The sequence below is a fragment of the Levilactobacillus fuyuanensis genome, from assembly GCF_003946395.1.
Taxonomy (GTDB): Bacteria; Bacillota; Bacilli; order Lactobacillales; family Lactobacillaceae; genus Levilactobacillus; species Levilactobacillus fuyuanensis.
In genome coordinates, this window is record NZ_RHNZ01000024.1 from 22,219 (window position 1) to 34,957 (window position 12,739).

The following is a 12,739-nucleotide window of genomic DNA, read 5'->3' on the forward strand; positions in this document are numbered from 1 at the left end:
CACTATTGGAGACGCCCCTTTCGACCGATCAAGCGAACGATCAGGTTAAAGACTAACGACATGAGGAGCAGGACCAGCGCTAATGACCACAGCGCGTTGTTCTGCAGCGAGCCCATGACGGTGTTTCCAATCCCCGTAGTCAACACGGAGGTCAACGTGGATGACGGGTCGACTAAGCTCCCTGGCATCAACGCGGCGTTCCCAATAACCATTTGAACGGCCAGTGCTTCACCGAAGGCCCGCGCCATCCCGAAGACCACCGCCGTCATCAGCCCTGGCGTCGCCGCACGGAGGACCACCTTATAGATGGTCTGCCACTGCGTCGCACCTAGCGCTAATGAGGCTTCTCGGTAATACCGTGGGACTGCTCGTAGTGCATCGACACTCATCGAGGTCACGGTCGGTAGAATCATGACGAACAGGACACAGGTCCCGGAGAGAATCCCAAATCCACTCCCGCCAAAGATGGCTCGCGTTGCTGGTACGACCACAGAAAGCCCGATGAACCCATAAACAACGGACGGAATCCCCACTAAGAGTTCAGTGACCGGTTGGAGAATCTTGGCCCCCTTGTTCGGGGAGATTTCGTTCATGAAGACCGCTGTCCCGATGGCAAACGGTGTCGCCACGATTGCCGAGAGCACCGTAATCAGGAAGGATCCCATGATCATCGGCAGGGCGCCGACTTCTGGTTTCCCGTTAGCATCCGTCACCCCGGGATTCCAGCTCTTCCCAGAGAGGAAGTCCCAGAGACTGACGTGATTGGTAAAGAAGGTTGCAAGCCCTTTGGAGGCAACAAAGCCGATGATACCGACCACAACCGCGACAATCAGGATCAGCGCCGAGAAACTGACGACCTTACCCCAGATTTCTAACTTAGCCGCCTTGGAGTGGCGTTTGAGCTGTTGCTCCAGTTGCTGGGTAGACTTCATCATTTGGCGCCTCCTAACTGCTTAATTTGGCCGTCAACATTACGTTCGACCTTCATCTGGTCCGGTGACAGGTAACCTAACTGCCGGACCAGCGTTTTCTGAATGGCTGGCGATTGTACGTAACGAATGAAATCCTTCGTTAGGCCCGTCGGTTGGCCTTTGGTGTAAAGATGTTCATACGACCAGATCTTCCAGTCGTTGGTCTTGACGTTAGCCTCCGTTGGAGCAACCTTGTTCAGGGCAACGTCTTGAACAGTATTATTCACGTAGGAAAAAGCCACATAACTGATAGCTCCCGGCGTAGTCGCCACGATTTGGCGCACCATCCCGGATGAATCTTGTTCTTGTGAGGTTTTCGATTGATGGCCCGCGAGACCAAATTGTTCAAAGGTCGCCCGAGTTCCGCTTCCCTGTGCCCGGTTAATCAGCACGATGGGAACGTTGGCGCCACCAACCTGTTTCCAGTTAGTGACCTTGCCCGTAAAGACCTGAATCAATTGGGCTGTCGTCAGGTTGTTGATACCGACCTTCTTGTTGATTATCGGTGTAATGCCAACAACAGCCACCCGGTGGTCGACTAACTCGTCTGCCCGGATGCTCTTCTGCTCGCCCGCGAAGAGGTCGGAGTTCCCAATCTGAACGGCACCTTCTTGAATCTGGCTCAGTCCCGTCCCGGTTCCCCCACCTTGAACGTTGATGAACGTTCCCAGATGATCACTTGTATACTCTTCACCAGCTGCTTCTACTAAAGGCTGTAAGGCCGTGGACCCTACTGCCGTGATAGATTCACCCGCGTGACTGACCTCGCGCGTTTGGTAAGCAAAGAGGCCCAGACCTACGATGATCAATAAGCCCAGCCCTTGCCACCAGCGTTTCTTCGACATACCGCTAACCTCCTATCGGCCAGATGCTGCCACCCGACCCTTTCGAAAATAAGTATACCGAACGAATGTAAATGTCATGTAGACGTATTGTAAAGGTTGTGTAAATATAGCCCAATCACGCAACTTTTTTTGGATAAATAGGTGTCTTCCCCTGATTACTGGGGCGGCTAACTACTGATTGGACTGTCTAGTTCGTCTGTGGCTGTCAAAGATTCCGCCTGCTGTGGGGACCGGCAAAAGCCAAAGAGCTGTCTTTTGCCTCGACTTGAAGCCGTCAAAGTTCAGACGTCTTCAAGCTCGTCCCATGACCTAAACTGACAGAAAACGTCAGCTAAGGTCATCGTCACGGCTGGCTGCACCTCCGACCTCCTCCGACTTAGGTCAACTCTAACTACAACGAGTGACGTCACCTTCCAAAAACACCTCAACCAGGCAAAAGGATCCCAATCCAAAAGCCACAATGGCAATCATCCCATTGTGGCTAATTATTTCAGTCTATACCTTGTTAATTGCTCACTTCATTCAAATTATCGGCAATTATACCCAACAATTGTTCTACTTTATTTAATCACTTTCACCAACCGTGGATTCCCACTGATGTAGCCGCCAGCTACCTGGTAGCGCAACGTGTCACCCTTGCTGAAGTTATTGGTGTTGGAGTAGTCCCAGCCCCGAACTTTGAAAACGGCCTGTGCCTTTTTGGTGTAGTGGCGATTGCGAGTCGTTAAATTAACGTTGTTGTAGCGCTTCAACGCCTGTTTGGCCTGAACCTGCTTAGGCATCGTCTTCTTTCCAGCCTGCACTAATGTCTTGTTGGCGGTCACGTAACGACCATTATTGAGAACGAACCGCGTAGTTAGGTTGTGTTCGACAATTTTCTTAACGGTTACGACCTGTCCTTGATGATAATGTATAGCCTTTCCCGTCAGATTCTTCTTGCTGTAGGCATTGACGCCCCGCGGATTGATGACCGTGATTTGCTTGTGTTTTGTCCCATAGTAAACGGGTGCCGTGTACTTGCCGTTGGCCGTCACATAACCAGTCTTACCAGCTGTTTTACTGTGATGATTGACGTCCTTGACCTTGTAACGGGCCACGCCATGCTTGGATTCCGCATACCCGGTGACCACGAACATTGGCCGGTTCAAGCGTGACTTGCGTTGATACCACTGCTTGCGGGCTTGCTTCGTAAAGGTCGCCTGACGGTAAAGACCAATCTTCTTGGTGGCGTAAATCACCGTGCCCTCGGGTACCGCCGTGTCACCATCCCCACCGGTCTGCAGATCGGCCCGGTAGACGTAGGTCACAGTCTGCGCCATACTGGTAAATTTCCCAGTTGCGTTCGCCGGTGTTTTGGTCAACGTGTAACCTTTAACCTTAGCTGCTTTCGCCTGGTAAGCACTGTCCAGGCTTCCCGTCAGTGTCTGACTCGGTGCGACCTGACTGCCATCCTCGGCTACGTAATGAACCGTCACCGGTTGACTTGTCACTGGCGTCGGATCAGGACCAGGTTCGGGAGTCACCACATCCTCATACCAGGAACTGAAGGCCCTGAATTCCGTTGAAAGCATCCCATCGTATTTGTACGTCCCATCAGCCTGTAGATGCAGGTAATCCGTCAACGGCTTAGTCGACAAGGCAGTCAACTGCCGCTCAGTGGCAGCTGGATCAACCGCAGCAGCTTGTTTTGCAGTGTCTTTATCTAATTCACCTAAATGATATGAACTAAAATACATTTTACAATTGCCGACCATAATTTGATAAAAATTATCTGGACTCGTGGCCAGTGTCTGTTCAACCTGCTTCATGACAATTGCGCCTTCAGGACTCTCAGCTAACTTAGGCTTGAGATTAGCCTCATAGTCCGCCTGAACTTCTGCCTGCGTCGTTTTATCCAGGAAGACCTTTGCCCCGGTGCTAAAGTCCCAAGCAAAATAGTACGCCATGACTGCATTCGACTTGATATAATCTGCTGCGGTCATCCCCGTGGCCTCTTCACCGCCAGCCTCTCTGATCACATAGTCATAAAGATTTTCTCCGGGTACTAACGAAATCTGAGCGCTCGCAAGCTCCGGAATGCTGTTGGCAAACTCTTCCGCCTTTCTGTCATTAGGATACTTGGCAATCATGTCCTGAATGAATCCCGGCTGTTCCGCCTGAGCTCGGGTCACACTGGTTCCCCAATCAGGATACCAATAAACCTTTTGCGTGCCCTCTTTATCGCTGATCAGCGTGTAGGGCATTTCCACTGCGCCAATCTGGTACGTCTTCTCAGTGGCGGTCACCCTCGCTATCGGCTGTGCGCCACTTATTGTTGTATCTGCTAGTGCAACACGGGGACTCGCAATTCCCCCTAGTAAGAGTAATGTTAGTCCTGAAATGGTAAGTCGCTTCATCGCCTTCTTCATTCAGCTCACCCCTTAAACTTTTCACTATTATATATAGAGGTAGTATATCATGATTATCCCGATTAGTCTCTCTTATTCTTTCATTAGAATAGCATTTGGGTTCTTATTAAAAGGCTCAGTTAGGTTAATGACAAGCTAAACTAGGCATTGCACACATTACCAATTATGGGTAAAAGCCATGAAAGCATATCCCCACAGGCCCAGAATCCGCTAACTGGCCAATAAAAAATGGCGGTCTCACCTTTGTCGATGAGTACCGCCATTTCATTTACACAAAATTTTCAATTATTTAACTCGGTGCACTCACCGGAAAAGTCATCGTAACCGTGGTGCCCTCGTCTAAGTGACTTTGCAAGTCAATCTTACCATTCAGAGATTCCACTAATTCACGCACAATGGCCAGACCCAGGCCACTCCCACTGACCCGCTGATTGGAGTGCGATACTTCGGCACGGTAGAACCGCTCGAAGACCCGTAACTGATCCTGCGGTGAAATCCCCACACCGGTATCCGCAATGCTCAGCGACCACGTCTGGGACGTTACCGCTGTGGTAAGCGTCACACTACCGCCGGATCGGTTGTACTTAATGGCATTCCCCAACACGTTCTTGAGAATCTGATCAAACTTGTGCTGGTCGGTCACCGCGATTAAATCTGCTGGGACTTGGTTGATCAGGGTCACTTGGTTAATGGCGGCCAATGGCTTCAACAGGGAGACTTGCATCTCAACCTGTTGACCCACGGGCACTTCGGCGGCCTCTACGGCATTCCCCGATTCCAAATGAGAAATCGTCAGCACATCGTTGATCAATTCGACCAGACGTTCACTCTGCTGGTCGATGATTTCTAGGAACTCCGTCAACTTCTCGGGATCGTCCTTGGCGCCCGCCAAGAGAGTCTTAGCAAAACCAGAAATCGCCGTCACCGGCGTTTTCAGTTCGTGCGAGGCATTGGACACAAAATCCACCTGCATCTGCTCGACCGCATAGACCTCGGTCACATCATATAGCAGGACCAACACCTGAAAGTAATCTTGGGAGGTCTCCGTATAGATGGCCTGGGCATCGACGGTCCGCTCGTGCGGCGTCCCTGGCAGCTTCAACACTCGGTGCTGGGTCGCCGATTCGCTCAAAGCCGAATTGATCAGGCTGGCCAATTCGAACTGCCGGACATCCTGAGTAAACGGGTGGCGGCGAGGCGAAATCTGTTGCTGCAAAAACTGCTCCATTGCTGGATTAGCCAACTCGACCTTGCGGTAACGGTCGATCACCATAACCCCAATCGGCAGATAGTCCAATAACGTGGCGAACTCCTGATTCTGACCGGCAATCTTGCGTTGAACCTTGCGCTGGTGCGTCTGTAAATAATTAATTTGCAACGCTAACTGGTAGAACGGGTCATGCGGCGACAACAACACGTGGGCTGGCGTCTCCTCGTGCCGAATTCCCTCGACCTTTTTGGTGAGGATGCTGATTCGCTGATCGCCCCAGCGAAAGAGGTAGCTAACCCCCGCCATTTCAATCAGGGCCAACGACCACGCAATCAGGAGGGCAGTCCCCAGTTGTGAGGGCCGTACACACCAAACCAGCAGGCTGTTCAGGCTCCCGCAAATCACCAGCACGGCAAGTAGCCGCCTCATGACTGCGCCTCAAAGGTGTAGCCGAAGCCCCGCACTGTTTTTAGAAGCACCGGATGCTTCGGATCGATTTCAATCTTTTCGCGTAAATGGGACACATGAATATCAACCATCCGCGTTTGCCCACTGTAATCGAAGCCCCAGACTCCCTCCAGTAATTGTTCACGACTCCACACCTTCCCTGGCCGTTTGGCAAAGAAGAGTAAGAGTTCAAATTCCTTGGGTGTCAGATCGATCGACTGGTTACCCCGTTTGACCTGAAACTTGTCCTGATCGATAGTCAGGTCAGCCACCTGCAAACGACTGGCGACTGGCTTAACGGGCTTCTCTTCCGGTTCATCCTCGTGGTAACGGCGCATGACCGCCTTCATCCGGGCAATCACCTCACGCGGACTGAAGGGCTTGGTGATGTAATCATCGGCCCCCAGTTCGAGTCCAAACACGGTGTCGAACTCACTGGTCTTAGCCGTAATCATGATGATGGGTGTGCTGATTTTTTCCTGCCGCAACCGTTTGGTCACTTCAACACCATCTAACTTCGGTAGCATTAAATCTAACAGAATGACATCAAACTTTTCGTGTAATGCCAAATTCAACGCCTGCTCACCGTCAATTGCCGTAACCACCTGATAATCTGCTTGTTCCAGGTTGTATTGCAACAACGTCACGATTGCCGGCTCGTCATCGACGACTAGGACTCTGCTCATGGGTTATGCCTCCTGATCTCTGAATAGAACGATACCGATTTCGTGTGGCGCACCGGCATAAATGGCCGTCTCCGTCACCTTCAACTCACCCGCCATGTTACGAACCTTCAAGTGGCAGTACGTTGGATTAATCAGTAACGCTTCATAAAAGGATGTTTCACTATCGATTGGTTGGTGATTACATTCAAGAATAATATCACCAGCAGTCAGATCAAGTTTTACTGCCGGCGTCTGTGGTCGAATCGCAAGGACCCGAACCCCATCGTCAACTTGAGAATACCAGAATTGTTGGTGCTCGTCATAACGTTTCGCCCGCCATAGGACAATGGCATAACCAACCAGTAATAACACGAGTAATACAGGAAAATCCTGTGGGCGGTAAGTGGTCCAGCCGAAGAAGCCCATGGCAACGACCGCTAACCAAATCAGTTGCTTGGCGAGTTTTTGATAAACCTCGCGCGGAACCTGCCGAAAGACGGTAAACCGTAACCCAACCAACAGCGGCACCACTAAAATAGCGAAGGAATGGCCGTGAATGGTCAAGAGTGGCCAGAAGGCCCAGTGACTGGCAAACCAGTCCCCGGGAACCAGCGTCACCATTGGCAAAACAAGGAACTCACGCCAGGGATACCCAGCAATTCGCTTGCCCCGTTGCTTAGCATAAATTCGTGGGGCCGTGAAACGCCCGCCGTAGTGGGACAGCCAGTGTCCGAGAAAGAGGAAGAAGAATGCCGCCAGCCACAAGTAATTCTGTGCTGGCACCTGGCTCGCTGTGCCATTTCCCCAAAGCAATCCGGTTGGCGCTAAACTCGGCCAATCGGTTATGTAAGCTCCCCCAAAGTAAGTGGCAATCGAACTCACCACAATCAGCGTTAACGGCAACACCGTCGTTGGCAAAATTAGCAACGTGATGGTCGCCAAGATTTCATAAATCGCGATCCACAGCAACGGCAGGCTAAAGCCCACCGCCAAATTTACCACTGAAAGTCCCAGACCCAAAACAACCCCCTGCGTCAGAAAATGACGTAACTCAAAATGATCACTGTAGACGGCGCTCCCAAAACTCCGTCGTTCGCGCTTAATCCGTGAGCGACTCGTCACCCACAATCGCAGCACCGCAACCCACACCATCAGTTGCAGGAGGTAACTGCCACACGCTATAAATATCCGCATGTCATCGACACCTTTCTTGAAAAAAATAACTGTCCCCAGTATAGCATGAAAGAAAAGCGGGTCGCACGACATTCGTGTTACCCGCCTAATGATTTTACAATATGACTACTATCGTTTGCGACCACTCGTAATGACTGGACATTTCACGTTAGTTAGTCCGGATTCTTCTGACTGAGTTGCCATTGCAGGTAGGCGTCGATGAAGGGATCGAGATCCCCATCCATGACGGCCTGGCCGTTCCCGGTTTCATAATCCGTCCGGTGATCCTTGACCATCGTGTACGGATGGAAGACGTAGGACCGAATCTGCGAGCCCCAACCAATATCCATCTGTTCACCCTCGATAGCGGCCTTTTCCTGAGCCTTCTTTTCCTCTTCACGTTCATACAGCTTGGCCCGTAACATCCCCATCGCCGTCTGCCGGTTTTGAAGCTGTGACCGTTGTGCCTGACTCTGCGTCACGATTCCAGTTGGAATATGGGTAATTCGTACAGCCGAAGAGGTCTTGTTAACGTGTTGCCCACCGGCACCGGAAGCCCGGTAAACGTCAACCTTTAAGTCAGCTGGATTGATATCTACGTCCACCGTATCGTCCAACTCGGGTAAGACATCCACGGAAGCAAAGGACGTGTGACGCCGCCCTGCCGAATCAAATGGTGAGATTCGTACCAGACGGTGAACCCCCTTTTCTGACCGAAGATAACCGTAGGCATTGTGACCAGCAATCAGCAACGTTGCGCTACTTAAACCGGCAACTTCACCCGGTTGGTAGTCCAACACCGTAACCGTAAAGTCGTGCTGGTCCGCCCAGCGCGTGTACATCCGCATGAGCATTTCGCCCCAGTCCTGGGATTCAGTACCCCCAGCACCCGGATGAATTTCCAGAATCGCATTGTTCCGGTCATACTTCTGATTCAACAGTTGATTTAGACTGTACTGATGCAGGGCATCCTGAGCAGCCTTGAAATTCTGTTCGAACTCCGCCTGCATATCAGCATCGGGTTCTTCTTGCAACAATTCCACAGCAACTTCCAAGTCGTCGATCTGATCGTTGAGGCTCTGGAATTCCTCAACCTTTTTCTTCATTTCATTGGTTGCATCAATCAGTTTCTGGGCCGACTGCGCGTCGTTCCAAAAATCCGGTTGGGCCATCTGACTTTCATTGATACTGATGCTCTCGCTTAGGGCATCAAAGTCAAAGTGACCCCCTAAAGCCGGCAAGTTGTTCCTTCATGGTCGCAATGTTACGTTTGGCATCGCTAAGTTCCATAGTGGTTGGCTCCTTTTTATGTTTTGTGGTTTTCATTTTTCGTTTTGTACCTTTTCGGTTCGTAGTTTTATTGGCTACGTTGCCGAAACGTGGTCTCCGAGGCAGCCGATTCCGCTTAACCCCGCTAAGCCAAAAATCCAGACCCGGGATTTTCACCTTAGCGACGTTAATGCTCGTCGGCTAACCAGCCTTGGAGACCACTCTTTTTCCAAAAAACGAGGCCGGAATTTCTTCCCGCCTCGTCTCCCGTACTAACGGGTAATATTTTGTCGAATTTCTGACTTCATGAATAATCGGGTGGCATCGTAATCGATGTCAGAGATCATTTCACCAAACATCCGGAATCCTTCTTGTTGATATTCAACTAATGGGTTCAATTGACCATAGCCCCGCAGACCGATTGATTGACGCAATTGGTCCATGGTGTCGATGTGGTCCGTCCAGTGAGAGTCCACACAACGTAAGAGCACAACCTTTTCGAATTCCAACATTTGGGCTGGATCGTAGAGTTGCTTTTGCTTTTCGGTGTAGACATCCTCGGCTAAGCCCATGAAGTAGGCCTTGATTTCATCAGCGGACTTGCCCTTCAATGCATCCAGGCTAATCTTTTCTGGTGAAACCATTGCGGAGATCCCGAAGTCGAGTAACGTATCCAAATCCCAATCGGCTTGGTCGCCTTGCGTGTGTAAGTTAACCACCCGGTCAACGGTCCGTTTGATCATTGGCATCAAGACCCATTTGAGGGACTTGTCTTGGTTAATAACTTGGTTACGTTCGCCATAGATCACATCACGTTGTTGACGCATAACGTCATCGTATTGCAGCACGTTCTTCCGGGAATCATAGTTGTTCCCTTCAACCCGCTTTTGTGCGGATTCAACTTGCTTCGTGATCATCCGGCTACGGATAACGGCATCTTCACCATCAACGTTCATCCGTTCGAGGAAGTTCTTAACCCGTTCGGAACCGAACCGGCGCATCAAATCATCTTCCAAGGACAGGTAGAACTGAGTCATACCAGGGTCACCTTGACGACCGGAACGTCCACGAAGCTGGTTATCAATCCGCCGCGATTCGTGTCGTTCAGTCCCAATAACCGCTAACCCACCAATTTCAACCACGCCGGGTCCCAATTTAATATCGGTCCCCCGCCCAGCCATGTTGGTCGCAATGGTAACGGCGCCACGTTGGCCGGCGTTTTGGATAATATCGGCTTCCTTCGCATGGTTCTTAGCGTTCAAGACCACGTGCGGAATGTTTTCGTCATCCAACCGTTGTGAAATGTATTCGGACGTTTCAACGGCAACGGTACCAATCAACATGGGTTGACCCTTTTCGTGTAACATCTTGATTTCATCAACTACGGCATCGAACTTGGATTCCAAGGTTGGGTACAACAGGTCAGGTTCATCGACCCGGACAACCGGCTTGTTGGTTGGCACGGAGATAACGTCCATGTTGTAGATTTCCCGGAATTCTTCAACTTCGGTCTTCGCAGTACCCGTCATCCCGGCAAGCTTCTTGTACATCCGGAATAAGTTTTGGTACGTGATGTTGGCCATCGTCTTGGTTTCTTCTTGAATCTCGACGCCTTCCTTGGCTTCAATGGCCTGGTGCAGCCCGTCGGAGTACCGACGACCTTCCATAACCCGCCCAGTAAAGGAATCAACGATCAGAACTTCACCATCTTGGACCACGTAGTCTTTGTCCCGCAGCATAATGAAGTTAGCCCGTAAGGCTTGGTCCATATGGTGGGTCAAGGCCGTGTTGTCAGTGTCATATAAGTTCTTGAGGTTAAAGTATTTTTCAGCCTTTTCAATCCCAGTATCGGTCAAAGCAACCGTCTTGGATTCAAGGTCAATCTTAAAGTCTTCTTTTTCATGTAACGTCTTAGCGAAACGGTCGACCCGCTTGTAGAGAGCACTCGTTCCTTCAGACTGACCAGAAATGATCAATGGCGTCCGCGCTTCATCAATTAAGATAGAGTCAACTTCATCGACAATCGCGAAGTTCAAGGGACGTTGAACCATGTCTTCCTTATAGACAACCATGTTGTCTCGCAAGTAATCGAACCCGATTTCTCCGTTAGTAGAATACGTGATATCAGCCTTATAGGCCTCACGCTTCTCTTCAGGAGACTTTTCAGCTGAGTTCAATCCGACAGAAAGACCCATCCAGTTATAAAGTTCACCCATTTCAGTGGCATCACGTGCGGATAAGTATTCGTTAACCGTAACAACGTGCACCCCTTCGCCAGCTAAGGCGTTCAGGTAAACAGGCATGGTGGCGGTCAAGGTCTTCCCTTCACCGGTCTTCATTTCGGCAATGTTACCTTCATGAAGCACAATTCCCCCCATAATTTGGACGTGGAATGGATAGAGGCCGAGGACCCGCTTTGCGCCTTCACGAACGGCAGCGAAGGCCTCGGGCAGTAAATCGTCCAAGGTTTCGCCGTCTTGATAGCGTTGCTTTAATTCTGGCGTTTTTGCTTGCAGATCTGCATCTGAAAGCTTTGCGTATTCATCAGCGTAAGCACCGACTTCATCCGCTAATTTACTGAGGCGTCGTAAAGTCCGTCGATCACTTTCGACCCATCGTTTCAAAATATTTGCCATGTGAGAATTCCCTTCAGTACATTTTAATAAGTCTGCGTCAACCACTCCCGGCTTACACCGGCAGTTTGTGGATCCAACGCCGAACAGCGCTGCCACCACAATTACTCCAAAATAGATTGGGTCATCCCCAATCCTAAGAGTCATTGCTGCCCACAGGTTGCTGGGCGGACAGCTGAATAATCTTAATAAAATCGCTCATTCTTTTGCAAGAATCGTTCCCGCCGCCAGCAAGCTAAACTTACCGCGCGCGAGACAGTGATTTCAAACGTTTATTTTGGCAATAAATCAATCTACATTTTAACACTAACCCAGCCAATATGAAACTTTTCTAATCATGTAAATGCCGTAAAACCGCTTTCTTTCGCACGATTATTGACTAAAATAGTCACTAAACTATCACCCTTATTGATCCCAGATCTACGTCAGCTTCCTCCAAGGTGGGAATCGCATCGTTTCAGCAGGCCTGGTCCCTAGGAGTAATCTTACTAATTTTACCAGATTCATCGCTCAATGTATCGCCTTTTGCATAACAGTTGCTTAACAATCCCATGACAGATAGGCATATGGATTAGCCCCCTTAATCATTCGACGATACCGGCAAAAGCGGTAATTCCAAGTACCTATTATTTCTCAATGCGGTGACAGTAACGCTAGGATAACCATTTCGAGACAACCTATCTATCGTTCAGCCCACCGGCCCAGACTGAGTGACTAACGACTAATCTTTATGTAGCGTGCATTGTTTGGTGAGCAACCGAACTGTGAACCGATAGTGTTAGTTAAAGATGGCTTCTTAGGATTTGGAGAAAATCTACTCTATCAAACCATCTAAAACTTCAGGCAAGCAAAATTAGTTAATGTTGCCATAGCCGGAGGCAGTCAGGGATGGCGCCAACCGTGGGACGCGTTTGGAAAATCGCCGGGCCTTGGCGAGATTTCAAACCGAGCCGGAAGCCCGCTCCTCGGCTGTAGGCGGTCCCCACAGTGGCAGAATCCCTGACTGCCGCAGGCGAATGCCCATTAACTTTCTGGTTGCAAAATAAAAACCACCCGTTGAACGGGTGGTTTTCTCGAGGGCTATAAGCCCTGGGTTACTGGCCAGCGTCTCAAGGCGC

At 50.3% G+C, this 12,739-nt stretch carries 8 protein-coding genes; all 8 read right to left on the bottom strand.

Annotated features, from left to right (window positions below):
• Positions 1-2 precede the first annotated feature (2 nt).
• The gene (gene pstC, locus EKM73_RS11325; protein WP_125701985.1) at positions 3-932 is read right to left on the bottom strand and encodes a phosphate ABC transporter permease subunit PstC; all 930 of its coding nucleotides are present in this window, start codon (positions 930-932) and stop codon (positions 3-5) included.
• Positions 932-1,816 carry a phosphate ABC transporter substrate-binding protein gene (locus EKM73_RS11330; protein ID WP_125701978.1) on the bottom strand — a complete coding sequence of 295 codons (885 nt, stop codon included), beginning with the start codon at positions 1,814-1,816 and terminating at the stop codon, positions 932-934. Before EKM73_RS11330 ends, pstC begins: the two co-directional genes overlap by 1 nt.
• 560 nt (positions 1,817-2,376) lie before the next feature.
• The gene (locus EKM73_RS11335; protein WP_125701979.1) at positions 2,377-4,224 is read right to left on the bottom strand and encodes a DUF5776 domain-containing protein; all 1,848 of its coding nucleotides are present in this window, start codon (positions 4,222-4,224) and stop codon (positions 2,377-2,379) included.
• Positions 4,225-4,513: 289 nt separating this feature from the next.
• The gene (locus EKM73_RS11340) at positions 4,514-5,863 is read right to left on the bottom strand and encodes a sensor histidine kinase (protein WP_125701980.1); all 1,350 of its coding nucleotides are present in this window, start codon (positions 5,861-5,863) and stop codon (positions 4,514-4,516) included.
• The gene (locus EKM73_RS11345; protein WP_125701981.1) at positions 5,860-6,567 is read right to left on the bottom strand and encodes a response regulator transcription factor; all 708 of its coding nucleotides are present in this window, start codon (positions 6,565-6,567) and stop codon (positions 5,860-5,862) included. The genes EKM73_RS11340 and EKM73_RS11345 overlap by 4 nt, the downstream gene beginning before the upstream one ends.
• A 3-nt stretch (positions 6,568-6,570) precedes the next feature.
• The gene (locus EKM73_RS11350) at positions 6,571-7,740 is read right to left on the bottom strand and encodes a PDZ domain-containing protein (RefSeq protein WP_125701982.1); all 1,170 of its coding nucleotides are present in this window, start codon (positions 7,738-7,740) and stop codon (positions 6,571-6,573) included.
• Between the two features lie 152 nt (positions 7,741-7,892).
• Positions 7,893-9,009, bottom strand: a protein-coding gene (prfB, locus tag EKM73_RS11355) for a peptide chain release factor 2 (RefSeq protein WP_125701983.1) whose coding sequence is annotated in 2 segments (ribosomal slippage) — positions 7,893-8,936 and positions 8,938-9,009 — 1,116 coding nt in all. Because the reading frame shifts where the segments join, the coding sequence is not laid out codon by codon here.
• A gap of 251 nt (positions 9,010-9,260) precedes the next feature.
• The gene (gene secA / locus EKM73_RS11360; RefSeq protein ID WP_125701984.1) at positions 9,261-11,624 is read right to left on the bottom strand and encodes a preprotein translocase subunit SecA; all 2,364 of its coding nucleotides are present in this window, start codon (positions 11,622-11,624) and stop codon (positions 9,261-9,263) included.
• Positions 11,625-12,739: the final 1,115 nt, after the last annotated feature.